The 17395-nt window shown below is 62.9% G+C and carries 12 protein-coding genes; 3 read left to right on the top strand and 9 right to left on the bottom strand.

The window, feature by feature from the left end; translation table 11 throughout:
- Positions 1-49: 49 nt before the first annotated feature.
- The 3 genes from HX866_RS17900 to ptsP are packed head-to-tail and all read right to left on the bottom strand — an operon-like array spanning position 50 to position 5620.
- Positions 50-1804 (bottom strand): PTS fructose-like transporter subunit IIB, encoded by a 1755-nt coding sequence (locus tag HX866_RS17900; RefSeq protein WP_177125155.1) that lies wholly within the window; start codon positions 1802-1804, stop codon positions 50-52.
- 13 nt (positions 1805-1817) lie between these two features.
- Entirely contained in the window at positions 1818-2759 is a 942-nt protein-coding gene (pfkB, locus tag HX866_RS17895; protein WP_177140181.1) for a 1-phosphofructokinase, read from the bottom strand.
- Positions 2759-5620 (bottom strand): phosphoenolpyruvate--protein phosphotransferase, encoded by a 2862-nt coding sequence (gene ptsP / locus HX866_RS17890; protein WP_177140180.1) that lies wholly within the window; start codon positions 5618-5620, stop codon positions 2759-2761. Before ptsP ends, pfkB begins: the two co-directional genes overlap by 1 nt.
- 414 nt (positions 5621-6034) lie before the next feature.
- Here ptsP and cra point away from each other — a divergent pair, with 414 nt between their 5' ends.
- Both cra and HX866_RS17880 read left to right on the top strand, forming a co-directional pair.
- A complete protein-coding gene (cra, locus tag HX866_RS17885) occupies positions 6035-7030 on the top strand; it encodes a catabolite repressor/activator (RefSeq protein WP_177096096.1) in 996 nt (331 codons plus the stop codon).
- Positions 7031-7032: 2 nt separating this feature from the next.
- Positions 7033-7833, top strand: a complete 801-nt coding sequence (locus HX866_RS17880) for a TatD family hydrolase (RefSeq protein WP_177140179.1) — start codon at positions 7033-7035, stop codon at positions 7831-7833.
- 133 nt (positions 7834-7966) lie between these two features.
- Here the strand turns inward: HX866_RS17880 and HX866_RS34825 are convergent, their stop codons facing one another.
- From HX866_RS34825 to HX866_RS17860, 4 genes are all read right to left on the bottom strand, one after another.
- Entirely contained in the window at positions 7967-8671 is a 705-nt protein-coding gene (locus HX866_RS34825) for a methyl-accepting chemotaxis protein (RefSeq protein WP_371316747.1), read from the bottom strand.
- A gap of 1530 nt (positions 8672-10201) precedes the next feature.
- Positions 10202-11038 (bottom strand): regulatory signaling modulator protein AmpE, encoded by an 837-nt coding sequence (ampE, locus tag HX866_RS17870; RefSeq protein WP_177140177.1) that lies wholly within the window; start codon positions 11036-11038, stop codon positions 10202-10204.
- Positions 11035-11598: a 1,6-anhydro-N-acetylmuramyl-L-alanine amidase AmpD gene (gene ampD / locus HX866_RS17865; protein WP_177096089.1), complete on the bottom strand. Its 564-nt coding sequence runs from the start codon at positions 11596-11598 to the stop codon at positions 11035-11037. The genes ampE and ampD overlap by 4 nt, the downstream gene beginning before the upstream one ends.
- Positions 11599-11727: 129 nt before the next feature.
- Positions 11728-13935: a DUF1631 domain-containing protein gene (locus HX866_RS17860; protein WP_177140176.1), complete on the bottom strand. Its 2208-nt coding sequence runs from the start codon at positions 13933-13935 to the stop codon at positions 11728-11730.
- Between the two features lie 373 nt (positions 13936-14308).
- Between HX866_RS17860 and nadC the strand changes: the two genes are divergently transcribed.
- On the top strand, positions 14309-15157 hold the full coding sequence (nadC, locus tag HX866_RS17855) for a carboxylating nicotinate-nucleotide diphosphorylase (RefSeq protein ID WP_177096085.1): 849 nt from the start codon (positions 14309-14311) through the stop codon (positions 15155-15157).
- 187 nt (positions 15158-15344) lie between these two features.
- Here nadC and HX866_RS17850 read toward each other — a convergent pair whose 3' ends face one another.
- Positions 15345-15842, bottom strand: coding sequence for a methylated-DNA--[protein]-cysteine S-methyltransferase (locus HX866_RS17850; protein ID WP_177103502.1), 498 nt, complete (start codon positions 15840-15842; stop codon positions 15345-15347).
- On the bottom strand, positions 15839-17335 hold the full coding sequence (locus HX866_RS17845; protein WP_177140175.1) for a DNA-3-methyladenine glycosylase 2 family protein: 1497 nt from the start codon (positions 17333-17335) through the stop codon (positions 15839-15841). The genes HX866_RS17850 and HX866_RS17845 overlap by 4 nt, the downstream gene beginning before the upstream one ends.
- Positions 17336-17395 lie beyond the last annotated feature (60 nt).

Here is a 17395-nt window from a genome sequence, read left to right as displayed (position 1 = left end):
TAACCGACTGACATTACGTCAAGCCCGCTCGCCACAAGAAACAACCCAGTCAAGCTCGTGCCGGCTCGATACTCAGCTCAACAGCCTCCGGGCGCTTGAGCACGGCATAAGCCAGCGCCGTCAGCAGGCTACCGGCCACAATCGCCAGCAGGTACAGCAGCGTATGGTTGATCGCATTCGGGATCAGCATCACGAACAGGCCGCCGTGGGGCGCCATCAGCTTGCAGCCGAAATACATCGACAAGGCACCGGTCAACGCGCCACCGGCAATGCTCGCCGGGATCACCCGCAGCGGGTCCTTGGCGGCAAATGGAATCGCCCCCTCGGAGATAAAGCACAGCCCCAGCACAAACGCCGCCTTGCCCGCCTCGCGCTCACTCTGGGCGAACTTGTGTCGCGCAATCAGCGTGGCGATCCCCAGGCCGATCGGCGGCACCATGCCCGCCGCCATGGTCGCCGCCATCGGTGCATAACTCTGCGACGCCAGCAGCCCGACCGAGAAGGCATAAGCCGCCTTGTTGATCGGCCCACCGAGGTCGACGCACATCATCCCGCCCAGCAACACGCCGAGCAAAATGGCGTTGGTGGTGCCCATGCTGTCGAGGAAATGCGTCAGCCCTTCGAGCATCCCCGCCACCGGTTTGCCCACCACATAGATCATCACCAGACCGGTGAACAGGCTCGCCAGCAACGGGATGATCAGGATCGGCTTCAGGGCTTCAAGACTGCTGGGCAAGCGCGCATAACGATTGATCGCCTTGGCGCTGTAGCCGGCCAGAAAACCGGCGACGATGCCACCGATAAACCCCGCACCCAGGGTGCTCGCCAACAATCCGCCGATCATCCCCGGCGCCAGGCCCGGACGGTCGGCAATCGAATAGGCGATGTAGCCGGCCAGCAACGGCACCATCAGCTTGAACGCGCTTTCGCCACCAATCTGCATCAAGGCGGCCGCCAGCGTGCCGGGCTCCTTGAAGGCGGTGATACCGAAGACGAACGACAAGGCGATCATCAAGCCGCCCGCCACCACCATCGGCAACATGAACGAAACACCGGTCAGCAGGTGTTTGTAGACACCGGTCTTTTCCTGCTTGGCCGAGGTCGCGGCGTTGCCCGTCGCGGCCTGTTCCAGCTGGCCTTCAGCCAGGGCCTTGTTGAGGGTCGCGTCCGCTTGCTTCAAGGCGATGCCGGTGCCGCAACGGTAGATTTTCTTGCCGGCGAAACGCTCGGTGGCAACTTCGATATCCGCCGCCAGCAACACCACATCGGCCTCGGCGATCGCCGCCGCGCTGAGCGGATTGCGCGCGCCGACGGAACCCTGGGTTTCCACCTGCAGGTCGTAACCCAGACGTTTGGCCGACTGCTGCAAGGCTTCGGCAGCCATGAAGGTGTGAGCCACGCCGGTCGGGCAGGCGGTCACCGCTACCAGGCGTGGTGCGCGCTTGGGCGCCACCGCCGGCTCAACCGCGGCCCCAGGCACGACCTTGGGCGCAACAAACACCTGGGCCTCTTCGGCGCCGCGACGCAAGACCGCCTCGACATCCTGCAACGCGTGGGCCGGGGTGCTTTGAAAGACCCGCTTGCCGATAAACCGCGACATCTCCACCGGCACGCTGCTGACCAGCAGTACCCACTCGGCGGCATCCACCGTCGCCGCCGACAACTGGCGCTCCGGGTGCTGGCTGTCGTGGACTTCGACGCTGGTGCTCCAACCCTGGCGCTGGGCCGCCGCATCGAGCAGGCGGGCGCAGAGCACACTGGTAACCATGCCGTTCGGGCAGGCGGTAACAATGGCTAACTTCATCACTATCCCTCTCTTATTGTTCTGTCAGGGCGTGCACGCGGACGCCGCTTTCAAGCTGCGCCAGTTGCGCCGTGTCGTTGATGCCGAAACCGATCTGGGTCACCGCCTGGGCGGCAATCGCGGTGGCGGTGCGCAGGGTCTGCTCGGCCGAATGAGCGCTGAGCAGACCGTGGAGCATCCCGGCCAGCAATGAATCACCGGCACCGACGGTGCTGGCGACTTTCACTTTCGGCGGCAAGGCCTGCAAAGGCGGCGCGGCGCAAAACCAGTTCACCCCTTCGGCACCCTGGGAAATCACCACGTGTTCGATCCCCTGGACCAACAACCGTCCGGCGATTTCGGCCTGGTCCTGTAGCGAGGTAGCCGGCATCCGCAAGGCCTCGGCGAGTTCCTCGCCATTAGGCTTGATCAACCAGGGCGTCGCCGCGAGACCGGCGCGCAGGGCTGCGCCGCTGGTGTCCAGGGCAACCTTCAGACCGAGGTTCTTCAAGCGCAGCAACAGCGCCTGCAACCACTCTGGGCTCACCCCTTGCGGCAGGCTGCCGGCCACCACCACAGCGTCGTGCCCGGGAGCGATCAGGTCGAGTTTGTCCAGCAGGGCTTGCCGCGCCTGCTCGCTGACCAGCGGGCCGGGACCATTGATATCGGTGATTTGCCCGTCATGCTCGGCCAGCTTGATATTGCTGCGGGTTTCCCCCGGCACCCGGACAAAGGCGTCGACAAAACCGCGCCGTGCCATCAGGGCCTCGAACGCTTGCGGGTTGCTGTCGCCGAGAAAGCCGCCGACGGTCAGTTGATGCCCCAGGTCCGCCAGCACCTGGGCGACGTTCAGCCCTTTGCCGGCGGCATGGGTCTGCATCGCTTCGCTGCGGTTGACCTGGCCGGGTTCCAGCCGTGCCAACTGCACGGTCAGGTCCAGCGCCGGGTTCAGGGTCAGCGTCAGAATCCGTGCCATTACAAAGCCTCCACCAGGGCACGCACTTCGTCGCCGCTGCCCACCGCCAAGGCGGCCTGGGCCAGTGCTTGCGCCTGGGGCAGGCTCAGCTCGCGCACCCGCGCCTTGACCTCGGGAATACTGCGGGCCGAGACGCTCAATTCATCCACCCCCAGCCCTACCAGCACCGGCACCGCCAAGGGGTCCGCCGCCAGTTCGCCGCACACGCCGACCCATTTGCCATGGGCATGGGCGGCGCGCACGGTGATGTCGATCAGTTGCAGTACAGCCGGATGCAGGCCGTCGGCCTGGGCCGAGAGCGTCGGGTGACCGCGGTCGATGGCCAGGGTGTATTGGGTCAGGTCGTTGGTGCCAACGCTGAAGAAGTCCACTTCCTTGGCCAATACCGGCGCCAGCAGCGCTGCCGAAGGCACCTCGATCATGATCCCCAGTTGCAGATCGGCCACCGGGATTTCCTGGCGCAGACGTTCGGTCATGTCCCGGGCCTGGCGCCACTCGGCGACACTGCCGACCATCGGGAACATGATCCGCAACGGTCGGTTGTCGGCGGCACGGAGCAAGGCGCGCAACTGTCCTTCCATGATCTGCGGACGTTGCAGGGTCAGGCGAATGCCGCGCACGCCGAGGAAGGGATTTTCCTCCTTGGCGATCGGCCAGTAAGGCAGCGGTTTGTCGCCGCCGACATCGAGGGTCCGCACCACCAGCGGGCGACCCGCCAGGCCATCGAGTACACGACGGTATTCAGCTTCCTGGGTCGCCTCGTCCGGGGCCTGTTGATGAGCCATGAAAATCAGTTCGGTCCGCAGCAGGCCGATGCCTTCAGCCCCCTGCTCCACTGCGCTGACGACGCCGGCGCTTTCGCCGATATTGGCGAACACCTCGACCGCGTGACCATCGCGGGTCAACGCCAGTTCGTGGCGTTGCTCCGAAGCCAGGCGCAGACGCTGCTCGCGGGTATCACGCTCCTGCAAGGCGCGCTGCAAGGTCGCGTCATCCGGCGACACATGCAGGCGACCGCGCTGCCCATCGATCAGCAACGACGTGCCCGGCGCCAGCAGCAACACCGCCGCGCCGGCACCGACCAACGCCGGAATCCCAAGGGCCCGTGCCACGATCGCACTGTGGGCCGTGGCCCCGCCGCGGGCGGTGAGAATCCCGGCGACCCGCGCCGGATCCAGGCGTGCGACGTCCGAAGGGCCGACTTCATCCATCACCAGCACATAGGGCTGATCCGGCTCGGCCAGGGTTTCGACGCCACAGAGTTGCGCCAGCACGCGCCGGCCGACATCCCGCAGATCCGCCGCACGCTCGGCCAGCAAGGCATCCTGCAACGACTCCTGCTGACGGGCCGCCGCCTCGATCACCGCCATCCAGCCGGCCTCGGCGCTTTCGCCTTGCTTGAGACGGGCTTCGACTTCGTCGCTCAGTTCCGGGTCGTCGAGCATTTCCTGGTGGGTAATGAAAATTTCCCGGATCGCCTTGGCCTTGCTGCGCTGGATCAGACCCTCGATGTCCTGGCGCACCAGGTCCAGGGCCTGTTGCAGGCGCTGGCGTTCGACCAGCGCGGACTCACCGCGCAACGGGTAATCGAATTGCGCCAAGACCTGGACATGCGCCGGGCCGATGGCGATCCCCGGTGCGGCGGCAATGGCCTGGAGTTGGCTGCCGGCACTCGGCGCCACCAGCGGCACAAGGACTTCCTCCAGCGCCGGCGTCTCGACACTGATTGCCGGCAACGGCTCGACTTCCTCGCCCAGGCCTTCTGCTACGGCTGCCAGAATCGCCGGCAAGGCATCGGCGGCAATGCTCGGTTCGGCGATAAATTCCAGCACCTGGGCACGGCGTGCGCCGAGGCTGAGCAACTTGCTCAGGCTTTTCACCGACACCGCGCTACCGGCACCGTCGACGATGCGTACCCGGATATCGCCTTCAAAATTTTTCGCCAGTTGCGCCAGGACTTTCGCCGGACGGGCATGCAGTCCATGGGCATTGGCCAGACCAATCCGTGCGCTAGGCCAGTCGGCCGGCAACTCACCGCCCAGCACTTCGAGCACCGCCCGGCTGCTGGTGGCGCGACCCAGTTCGTGACCTCGGCCTTCGATCAGCAGCGCACACAGGCGCTCGAGCAGAGCCTGGTGCGCTTCACCGAGGCTGGCCAGGCAGAACAGGCCGCTCAGGGGCTGACCGAGGTAGCGCATCGGTTTGTTCGGGGTCACAAAGGCCAAGCCCGGACGCTTGACCGTCTGCTCGCTGTGCAACCACCACAGGCCATCGCCCAGGGGCAACGCTTCGACTTGCTGCAATACAGCGGCAAAACCGTTGCTGACACAATCGGCCTGGCGCAACAACCGAGCGCCACGCCAGACCAGCTCTTCGAAATCGTCCGCGGCTACGCTCAAGCCAATCATCTGTGCATCCAGCGCCAGTTCCTGCGGCGCGCCCTGCAACAGCTTGAGCAGCGCTTCAGCGGAACTGGCACGGCGCAGAGCCTGACCCAGATCGGTTTCGCCAAGGGCCCGGGTCAGCAGTTGCAGCAGGCGCAAGTGCTCATCGGAGCGGGCCGCAATACCGATCGCCAGGTAGACGATCTGACCGTCGCCCCAATCCACGCCATCGGGAAATTGCAGCAGGCGCACACCGGTGGCAAACACCTGGTCACGGGTTTCGGGGGTGCCATGGGGAATCGCAATACCTTGGCCGAGAAAGGTCGAGCCCTGGGCCTCACGAGCCTGCAAGCCCGCCAGGTAACCCTCGGCCACCAGGCCGTCGGCCACCAGTCTGTTCGCGAGCAGTTGCAAGGCAGCAGACTTGTCCACGGCCGACTGGCCCATGGAAATCTGCTCTACGGTGAGCTCGAGCATGCCTTTCTCCTATTCAGCGTCATGAGGGACGCTAGGTATTGTTTTGAATGAGTCAGCTTAGGCGGGTGGCCTGAACAATGTGAAACGGTCTTTTGGCAGGACCGTGACACCGGCCGAATGTCCCAAAAATACGCTTGCTGAAACGTTTAATCTAGAGTGTTTGTCACGTTACTCGATTATTGTCCGGTGTTGAAGCCCGCGCCGAGGTGAAAATGCGGGGACAAACCCGCGAGGCATGGCTGGCCAGAGAAGCGTTTGATCGCCCCATGACTCCGCCATCCGGGTTGTATACAGCCCAATAGTTGAAACTTCGTCGTCTTTTGATAACTGGACGGCGAAGGTCGGCTGCCGGAATAGGATACGATCAGCGAAAATGCAGACCTGAATGCTGCAGCAAAATAAGGAACTCCCCGCTTGAAACTCAGTGATATCGCCCAACTGGCCGGTGTGTCCGTCACCACCGCCAGCTACGTGATCAACGGCAAGGCCGAGCAACAGCGTATCAGCAGCAGCACCGTGGAACGGGTGCGGGCGGTAGTCGAGCAGCATGGCTTCACGCCCAACCCCCAGGCTGCCGGGCTGCGCAGTCGCAAGACGCGAACCCTGGGTTTCATTCTGCCGGACCTGGAAAACCCCAGTTACGCACGTATCGCCAAGCTGCTGGAGCAAGGCGCCCGCGCCCGTGGTTATCAGTTGCTGATCGCCAGTTCCGACGACGCCCCGGACAGCGAGCGGCAACTGCTGCAACTGTTCCGCGCGCGGCGCTGCGATGCGCTGTTCGTCGCCAGCTGCCTGCCTGCCGATGACGACAGCTATCGCCAGTTGCAGGCACTGGGGACCCCGGTGATTGCCATCGACCGGGAAATGGAACCGGCGCACTTCTGCTCGGTGGTCAGTGACGACCGTCAAGCCAGCCTGCAACTGACCCGCAGCCTGCTGCAACCTTTGCCACGGCATATCGCCCTGATCGGCGCCCGCGCCGAGTTGAGCATCAGCCGCCAGCGCGCCGCCGGTTTCCAGGAGGCCTTGAAGGGCTTCAAGGGCGAAGTGCTGATCGAACACGGCGAGGCCTTCAGCCGTGAGTGCGGTCGCCAGTTGATGGACGGTCTGCTCAAGCGTCTCGGCCACCTGCCGGATGCCCTGATCACCACCTCCTACGTCCTGCTGCAAGGCGTCTTCGATGCCCTCCACGATCACCCGCTCAAGCCGCAACCGCTGCGCCTGGGCACCTTTGGTGATACTCAACTGCTGGACTTCCTGCCGTTGCCGGTCAACGCCATGGCCCAACAGCATCAACTGATCGCCGAAAAAGCCCTGGAGTTGGCCCTCACCGCCATCGAGGACAAGCACTACCAGCCCGGTGTCCAGGCGATCGCCCGCACCTTCAAACAGCGACTCCACGAGGCCTGAACGTGGAGCTGATCGACACCCACACCCACCTCGACTTTGCCGACTTCGATGCCGATCGCGACGAAGTCCTCGTACGCAGCCGCGCCCTGGGTGTGGGGCGGATGGTGGTGCTGGGGGTTTATCAAGCCAACTGGCAGCGGCTCTGGGACCTGGTGCAAAGCGACTCGCGGTTGCAGGCGGCGTTCGGTTTGCACCCGGTGTATCTGGATGATCATCGCCCGGCCGATCTCGATGAACTGGGCGACTGGCTGAGCCGCTGCGCCGGTCATCCGCAGCTGTGTGCGGTGGGGGAATTCGGCCTGGATTATTTTCTGCCGCAACTGGACCGCGAACGCCAACAGACGCTGTTCGAAGCCCAGTTGAAACTGGCAGCCGACTTCGCCCTGCCCGCGCTGCTGCATGTGCGTAGAAGCCATGCGGCGACCATCGCCACCCTCAAGCGCTTTCGTCCGGCTCGCGGCGGCATCATCCATGCCTTCGCCGGCAGTCGCGAGGAAGCCCGGGAATACCTCAAGCTGGGTTTCAAGCTGGGCCTGGGTGGCGCCGGCACCTGGCCCCAGGCCTTGCGCCTGGGCAAGGTCATCGCCAACCTGCCGCTGGACAGCGTGGTGCTGGAAACCGATTCGCCGGATATGGCACCGGTGATGTTCGCCGGCCAGCGCAACAGTCCCGAGCACTTGCCGGCGATTTGTGCGGCACTGGCCGGCCTGATGGGCGTGAGCCCGGAAACCCTGGCCAGCGCCAGTACCGCCAATGCTTGTGCGCTGTTCAATTGGCCGTCGATGACGAGTGCCGCCCCTTAACTTGCAACCACGACCCACGCGATCATTGTGGGAGCCGGCTTGCCGGCGATGGCGTCCCTGAAGTCGATGCAAGACTCAAGGGCCTAATCGCCGGCAAGCCGGCTCCTACAGGAAATTCGCCTGTCAGCAAGCGTCAAACCCTGAACGCGCCAATCAATTGCTTGAGCTCCACCACCTGCACCGAGAGCAGGCGACTGGCACTTTCGGTCTGGTGCGCGCCCTCGGCCGTGCGCTCGCCGGCGCGGTTGATCTCGACGATATTCTGGTCGATATCATGGGCCACGGCGGTTTGCTGCTCGACGGCCGCCGCAATCTGCTGGTTCTGGTCGACGATCATGCCCACCGCACCGAGGATATTGTCCAACGCCCGCTGGACCTTTTCCGACTGACTCACCGTGCTGTTCGCCATCCCATGGCTGATGCCCATGGCTTTCACCGCCGCCCCCACGCCACCGTGCAGCCGGCTGATCATCTGCTCGATTTCCCCCGTCGACTGCTGGGTGCGCTTGGCCAGGGTCCGCACCTCATCGGCCACCACCGCAAACCCCCGCCCCTGCTCGCCGGCCCGAGCCGCCTCGATCGCCGCGTTGAGGGCCAGCAGGTTGGTCTGCTCGGCGATGCTCTTGATCACTTCCAACACCCGACTGATGGACTGGCTGTCGGTCGCCAGCTGATTGATCACCTGCACCGACTGATCGATCTCGCCGGCCAACTGCACGATGCTGTTCTGCTGCGACTCGACCAGACCACGGCCGCTGAGGGTTTCACCATTGACGCTATGGGCACTGTTCACCGCGGCGGAGGCGCTGCGGGCGACCTCCTGGGCCGTGGCGGACATCTGGTTCATGGCGGTCGCCACCAGTTCGATCTGACTACGCTGCCCCGCCACCGCCAGATTGCTCCGGGCCGACACCGACTCGACCTGCCCGGCCTGGCGCTCAACCTCACTGACGGTCTGCCCGACCCGCTCGATCAGGTCATGGATCTTCGCGACGGTGCCATTGAACACGCCCCCCAACTCACCCAACTCATCACGGCTGTGGGCAACAAAATTGACCGTCATGTCCCCGGCCGCCACCTTGTTCATCATTTCCCCCAGGCGCCGCAAGGTGGTCCGGGTCGAGGCGTAAAAACCGCCATACAGATAGACGATGGAGAAGAACACCGCCGCCAGCGCGACCACCAGCCAGAGCATGTGCAGGCGATTTTGTGCCAGGCGCTGTTCAAGCTCCTGGCCGAGATAGGCCAGGGTCGCATCATTGAGCTGGTAGGTTTGCGCCATCAGTGCACTGACCTGGTCGTAGAAAGCCGGCCAGGGTGCATCGAGGGTTTCAGCCATCACCACCTGTTCCTCGAACAACTCACTGCCTTTTTTCAGCGAGGCCTTGCTGGCGGCGGCCTGCGTGTCCAGGGACGCGTGGGCATTTTTGCTGTTCCCCAGGGCATCCTGGAGTTTCAGGGCGTATTCAGCCTGCAACTTCTCGATCTGCTGCAACAGCTCGTCGAAACGCGTGCTCGAGGCCGAATTGAGAAAGCCCTGCCCCAGGGAATAGGCGCCCATGGAGCGGCCTTCGCCGAGGGTCTGGGTGACCTGCGGCGTGACGCTGGTCACCAGTTCGCTCAACTGCCGCAGGTCGCTCTGATTATCGCGGCTGAGCCCTGACTGACTGGCAATGATCTGGCTGAAAATCTGCGCCTTGGCGAGCAGCTTGGTGATCAGTGCACTTTTGCTTTGCAAGGAGGTTTCGGCCTGCTGGGCCTTGAAGGCGCTGATCATTTCATCGCGCTTGGTGTTGAAGGCGTCGACCTGTTCCGGATCGATCGTTACCGGCGCCAGGCCTTGCAAGCGCTCGAGGACACTTTGCTCAAGACTGTGGATCTTGCTTTCCAGGTCCCCCGCCTTGCCGGATTGGCCGAGGACGGCGTCGATCTGCACCTGGTTGTTCAAGGTTTCCAGATCGCGCCGCAAGCTCAGGCTGCTGCCCAGCAGATCGAGGCTTTGCAGCTCGACCTGGGTGCCAGAGAATTCGCGATAGGAGTCATGCACCAGATAGAAGTTGGTCACCAGCATCGGTACGAAGAACAGCACGCTGATCAAACTGAACTTCATCCCGAAGCTCAAGCGGTTCATCAGGGCGACGGCGGGATATAGCAAGCGCTTCACTGGAATGCTCCCTTTCGTATTATTTTTATAGTGGCAGGCACGGCAAGGCATAAAGCCAGTATCCGCAGCTACTGCTTGTATAACTTAATTTGAAAGAGAGTTTTGTAACTTAAGGTTAATGCCGCTTCGCCCGACAACCCAGGATTCTCAGCCTGTAGGAGCGTCGACCGACTGCTCCTACAGGTTTTCGAGAATCGTGCGAAATCAGATCAATACGGTCCACAGGGCAAACCCGGCATACCAGAGCACCGCCGCCCGCAGCAGCAACTCCCACAAGCTGTCCAGGCTGGTCACGCCATCGGCACCGACTACCGGCGCCGGGATTTCCCCGGCAACACGACCGACTTTCTCCACCAGTTGCCGCGCCGTGATGTCCCAGTTGAGCAACTCATGCAGCATCACCCGGCTGACCCCGACAAAGTTGCCCACCAACGCCAGGCTGGCCGCCAGCAAGCGCACCGGCAACCAGTCGAAGGCATGCCGCAGCAAGGTCGCGCGCTCCACCAACGCCGGGTTCTGGCCATGTTCCGTCGCCAGCGCCAGCAGCCGATAACTCAGCGCCGCCACCGGGCCCAACAGGAAATACCAGAAAATCACCACGAAGAAACTCTGGTAGGCCTGCCACAACAGATAACCCTGGACCTGCTCCAGCAGATCGTCGCCACTCTCGGCGCACACGTCCAGGTCACGTTTGGCCACATGCACGGCCGCCTGTACATCACTACGCCGCCAGGTATCGCGAAAGGGACCGAGGGCCGCCAGCAGATCACCACGACCCAGGCTGTAAATCACCACCAGCAGGTGCACCGGCAAAGCCAGCAAGCCATAGGCCAGTGGTTGCAGGGCCATCAGCACCAGGCCGAGCACCACCACCGGCAACAACACCAGCAGGATCAGCACCAGCCAGGGACGCCCGGCCGTGCGCGGAGCGGCTTCCAGCCTGGCCAGCTCCCGCAGCCAGGCGCCGTCACGCTGGACACGCTGGCGCAAGGCCGAGAACTTTTCGATCCAGACCGCCAGCAGCAACACCAGAAAACTCATTGTGACTCTCCTTTTTCCAGCACGGCGGCACGAAAGCGCCCCCAGTCGAACGCCGGCCCTGGATCGGTCTTGCGGCCCGGGGCGATATCACTATGACCGCAAATCCGTTGCGCGGTGATGGCCGGGTAAGCAGCCCGCAGCTGCCGGGTCAAACCGATCAGTGCCATGTACTGCGCTTCGGTGAACGGCAGCTCGTCCGTGCCTTCCAACTCGATGCCCAGGGAAAAATCGTTACAGGTTTCCCGTCCCTCGAAAGACGAAACGCCGGCATGCCAGGCGCGCTCCAGACAAGAGACAAACTGAGTGACCTTACCGTCACGTTCAATCAGAAAATGCGCGGACACGCGCAGGTCGGCGATGCCTTCAAAGTAGGAATGTTCTGTGACATCCAGGCGGTTCTGGAAGAACTCCTGCACCTTGCCCGTGGCGAACTGCCCCGGCGGCAGGCTGATGTTGTGGATCACCAGCAGGGAAATTTCCCCAGCCGGGCGCTGGTTGAAGTTGGGCGACGGACAGTGACGCACGTCCTGGCACCAACCGCTGGCGGGATCCAACTGCATACCGATTCCTTCGAAGACAAAACGACAGGCCCAGTATGCCGCGATAGGCACGCGGATGGGTCAGCAATCCGCGCTTATGCAGGAATTTTTCTCAGCGAACATTCAGGCAACGGGACAAGCGACACCCACTCAGCGCGTCGTCATCCGCCGCAGATTGCCGATGACCGACGCCAGCGCCCGGTCGAACAACAAGGCGTCATCCAGCAGCCGGACCGCGCCACGGCGGAACTCCACGGCCAGGGCCTGGGCCGTCCGCTCCAGCACTTTCATGCCGGTGCGATTGACGAAGATGTACTTGCCACCCGGCTCGATGATCGCCGTCAGCTTGCAGCGCAGGGAATTATCCTCATCCTCGCGGATTTCCACCCACTGCCCGACCCGCAGTTGCCGAACCCAGAGCAGCGCGGCGTCATCGGCTGGCAACTCGAACTTCATGTCTTCAGCCAGGTGTTCGTGGGGCGCACTGAGGACAATTTCCTCCACCACCTCGACCATCGCCGGTGTTTTCGCGCTCACCGCAGGCTCGCTGCTCTGCCGTGCCAGTCGCTGGAGCACCTGGACATGCAGGCCTTCCAACTGGCCGAAAAACTCGCTGGTGGCGAAGGGATCGAACGCGGCGCTGGTCAGGCCATCGCGCAGCGCCTTGAGCAACCCCGGCACCAACTCCAGCAGCTTGAGGCGTGCATCCACCGGGTCCTCGGGTTCGACGCTCCAGATCAACTGGTCCATGGTCTGCAAGCCGCTCTGCCATTCGGCCGACGCTTCGCCCTGCTTGAGCCAGGTCAGCAACAGCACCTTGCTCCAGGCCTCCTGGAGCAGGCGCACCACCACCTCCGGCAACGTGCGGCCCAACAGCCGCTCGTTCAACACTTCCTGAACCCGCTGGCGCGCCTGTTCGGCCTTGGCCCGGCCCTCTTCGGCATCCCGGGTGCGCTGTTCGAGCAACTCGCTGCGGCGGCGTTCGTCGCTGGTAAAGGCGAGGAACTCCACCAGCAACTCGGCGAAAATCGCCGGGTCGTCGACGAAATCATTCAACAGGCGCTGGACGATCTGCTCGATGCGCACGTACAGGGCATCACGCTGATAGTCATCACGAGAGCCCCAGCCCAGGGCGGCAGAGGCAATTTCATTCAACAGACGACGCGCCGGATGACTGCCGCGACTGAAGAAGCTCTTGTCCAGTACCGCCACTTTCAACATCGGGATCTGCAAACGGCCGATCAGTGCCTTCAGCGAATCCGGCAGGACACGGTCATCGAGGATAAATTCGAAGAGCATGGCGACCAGATTGATCACGTCCTCGTCCATGCCCCCGACCACCCGGGACTTGCCGCTTTTCACGCTAACCCGGGTCAACAGCTGTTCCAGCTGATTGCGCAGGTCGAAATCTTCCGGTGAGCTGGGCTCGGGCACATATTGCTGCAGGTGCGAGAGCAGGCGCAGCAGGTCGTTGGTGGAAATCGGCTGGACCTCGGTGCCGGCCTCAAGCTTGGGCGCCACGCTGCCCCGCACATGCAGCAGCAACTCCTGCAAGGCGGCGAACACCTCTTGCACGCTTTCATCCAGGGGTTTGACGCTGGCGGTCGGGGCCTGGCGGTCGCGGGCGTTGGCCGCCGAACGATCACTGGCACGCCGCGCCGGGGCCGCCTTGAGTTCCGGCAATACACCAGTGGCGATCAACAATTGGTTGGCTTCGGCAAACAATTGGTCGGCGTCGCTGAGGACGTATTTCTCGAACAGCTTGAGGATGATCAACTTGACCTTGATCTCCACCCCGAGGTTACGCCCGGCCTCGAGGAAATACCCACAGAGCATCGCCGGGCCCATGGGGTTGCTCGCGTCGTCGACACGCCGGGTGATCAGGGCATTGAGGCGGGTGCTGAGTTGCCCCAGGGCAAAACCGTCGCGACTGAGGACCTTGGCAACCATGGCGTCCAGAGCGACAGTGCGTTCGAGTTCATCGTTGGGCACCAGCGCCAGGGTTTCGTAGGACACCGCCGAAGACAGCGTCGGCTCACTGATGTCGTACTGGCCAAGGCAATCAAAGGCCTCGAAAAACCGCTCGAGAAAACCGCGCTCGATGCTCTTGCGCTTGAGGCGCAGATCGCGCATGGCTTCGAAAAAGGTGTTCTGGTCGACGTTGTTCTGGGCCTTGTCGGCCATTTCGAACAAGGTGTCGTCGGCGTTATCGAACAGCGCCTGCAAGCCTTGCTTGAGCTGCAGCGCGGCCTTGTCACGGACCTGAGTCAGAACCACGGGCAAACGGGCAAGCGGCGACGGCGTCGCTTGATCATCGGCAGCCTTGTGCAAAGGCACGACTTTTCCGTCAATGTGCATCAAAGCCTCCTGCTGCAGTGGTTCTGTCAGTTCTGGTGAAAGATCGGTGTGTGCGGGAGAGAGCAACAAGGCTCACGACCGCTTCTCGGCGAGCACCTCGGGCACTCACCGGCTATCGATAATCGGGGAATCACAGGGACGTCAAAGCTATGGCGTCAATTACAAGGCAGATTATCTTGCAAATGATGTCACTTTTACTAGTGGCCCGTGCAATTCCTTTTTCATCTTCGTACGGGAATAGACCGTCAAACCGGCAAAACGCTCGCGGCAATCGACCAAAGGCGAGGTTCGAGGGCTCAGTGTCGGACCGCACGCCTTGGGTTGGGCAGCGCCCTGGCCCTATAATCAAGAGACTTTGTTTGTGGAGTCCGTTATGCCGAATCTACGCCTCGCCGACCTGACCGCCGAAATCGAAGCCAACGTGCGCCGTGCGTTGCTCGAAGACATCGGCAGTGGCGACATCACCGCCCAGTTGATCCCGGCCGAGCGCCTGGCCAAGGCCACCATTATTACCCGCGACACGGCGACCATTGCCGGCACGGCCTGGGTGGATGCGGTGTTTCGCCAGCTCGACCCGCGGGTGGCCGTGCATTGGCAGGTGCGTGACGGAGAGCGAGTCCAACCGAACCAGCCACTGTTCCATCTGGAAGGCCCGGCGCGCTCGCTGCTCAGCGGCGAACGTTGCGCGCTGAATTTCCTCCAGTTGCTGTCCGGGGTCGCAACCCATGCGCGCTATTACGCCGACCAGGTCGCCGATACCGCGGTCAAGCTGCTGGATACCCGCAAGACCTTGCCGGGTTTGCGCCTGGCGCAGAAGTACGCGGTGACCTGCGGCGGTTGTCATAACCATCGGATTGGCTTGTACGACGCGTTCCTGATCAAGGAAAACCATATTGCCGCCTGCGGCGGGATCGCCCAAGCGATCAACGCGGCGCACAAAATCGCCCCGGGCAAGCCGGTGGAGATCGAGGTGGAGAGCCTGGCCGAGCTCAAGGAAGCGCTGGCGGCGGGGGCGGATATCATCATGCTCGATGAGTTGAGCCTGGACGATATGCGCGAAGCTGTGCGCCTGAACGCTGGCAAGGCGAAGCTGGAAGCCAGCGGCGGGATCAATGAAAGCACGCTGCGACCGATTGCGGAGACGGGCGTGGACTATATCTCCATTGGCGCGATGACCAAGGATGTGAAGGCCGTCGACCTGTCGATGCGCTTGAGCCTCTGACAGTCCCCTTGAAGACGGCATATTCCTCTGTAGGAGCAAGCGTGCTCGCGATCAGCCGACAGGCTGGTATTTCGATGATATTTGCATTATCGCCATCGCCAGCAAGCCGGCGCCTACAAATCTGCGCTTCGCCGCACACTCTCTGCGAGCCAAAAAAACTGTAGCTGAGAACCGTGATTCGGCCGGCTCAACGCAACGAAAAGCCTCGCGACTCATGCTCCAGCAACCATTGCTTGGCCGCCAGCCCGCCACCGAATCCGGTCAGGGTGCCGTTGCTGCCAATCACCCGATGACAGGGCACAATCACCGGCACCGGGTTGCGCCCATTGGCCGCCCCGACCGCCCTTGAAGCCTTGGGTCGATTGATCTGCTGGGAAATTTCGCCATAGCTGGTGGTCACGCCGTAGGGAATGGTTACCAGGGCCTGCCAGACATCTTTCTGGAAGTCCGTCCCGCGCATATTGAGCTTCAGATCGAACTCGAGGCGCTCGCCAGCAAAGTACTCCTGCAACTGTGTGTGCACCTGCGCCAGCTTTTCCGGCGCATGCACCCAGCCGTCCGATGGCGTCTGCGGCCGATAGTCCAGCTCGAAGCGCAACTCGCGCAGCCCGTCGTCGTCGGCCACCAGCATCATGGGGCCGATGGGCGAAGGGATGATGTCGTAGTAAATAGGACTTGCTGTCATTTTTTGCTCCTGCGTATCGATTCTGTCTCACTCGCCCCACGCCACAGGTACATCACCGTATAGGCGCGCCACGGACGCCAGTCTTCGGCGAGCAGCTCCAGCGCCTTGGTACTCAAGGGCGGAATATCCCTGACCACCTCGCGGCGCAGGATCAGGTCCGCCGCCGGGAAGGCATCGGGATGATTGAGTGCGCGCATGGCGATGTAGTGTGCGGTCCATTCGCCAATGCCCGGTAGTGCCACCCAGCTTTTGACGAAATCATTGAGACGTTGTTCTGTACGAAAACTTACGCGCCCCTCCAGCAAAGCCTGGGCGATGCCTTGAATGGTGGCCGTGCGTGTCCTGATCACACCGATTGAACCCAGGTCCGCGTCGACCAGTTGCTCCGGCGCCGGAAACAACCGATCCAGGCCAGGTGCCGGTGGAGTTTCGAGAACAGTACCGAAACGGGTCAGCAATCGCGAGGCCAAGGTGCGGGCAGCCGCGACGCTAACCTGTTGCCCCAGCACCGCCCGCACCGAGATCTCGAAACCGTCCCAGCCACCCGGCAACCGCTGACCGGGATAACGCTCCACCAGCGGCGCGAGCACCGGACTGGCGCCCAGGGTGGAGGCAATGGCCTGGGGATCGGCGTCCAGATCGAACATCCGGCGAATCCGCGTGACCACCGGGAGCATCTGGCTGGGCGAAACATTGAACAGTTCCAGCTTCAGGGCATGCCCGCCCTCCGGCCAGGCGCAGACCTGTAGCCAACTGGGCGACTCGCGGTTGCCGAAGACTCGTCTATAGCCCTGCTCGTCGACCACTTCGATGCCCGGCAAGGCCCGACTGCCGAGGAACGCCAACACAGCCTTGAAATCGTAGGGGGGTCGGTAGCCCAGGCGCAGGACCAGCGCGTTATTGGCGTTGGCCAATGGCTTGCGACGAAACTCCCGGGGCGGCGCATGGTTCGCCTCGGCAAAGGCCGAGTTGAAGCGACGCAGGCTCTGAAAGCCTGATGCCAGCGCCACTTCGGTGATCGACAACGAAGTTTCGGTCAGCAATTGCTTGGCGAACAACAGCCGTTGGGTGGCATGGACCGCAATGGGCGGGGCGCCCAGGTGTTTGACGAACAGGCGACGCAGTTGCCGAGCGCCGACATCGAGCCGGTCGGCCAGGTCCTCGAGGGACTGTTCGGCGAGAAAGCCTTCGTGGATAAGCTTCAATCCACGACCGACCAGATGCTCGCCGTGCAGCCAGATATTGTTGCCCGGCGCCAGTTCGGGGCGGCAACGCAGGCAGGGGCGAAAACCCAGGGCTTCAGCCGCTGCGGCGCTGGGATAGTACTGCACATTCTCAACCTTGGGCGGGCGCGCCGGGCAGACGGGACGGCAGTAGATCCGGGTGCTGAGGACGGCGGTGAAAAACACCCCGTCGAAGCGCGCATCGCGGCTCAGGCGGGCCTTTTCGCAGATATCGGCCGATGGGAATGAGGAAGTGATAGTCGTGTTCATGGGCAGAGACTAGCACCGGTGATGGGGCTGTTCTCGCCATTTTCGGACGTGAATGATGTC

Origin of the sequence: Pseudomonas gingeri (assembly GCF_013386165.1) — a bacterium.
GTDB classification, from domain to species: Bacteria; Pseudomonadota; Gammaproteobacteria; order Pseudomonadales; family Pseudomonadaceae; genus Aquipseudomonas; species Aquipseudomonas gingeri_C.
This window is presented reverse-complemented; position numbering and strand designations above follow the sequence as displayed.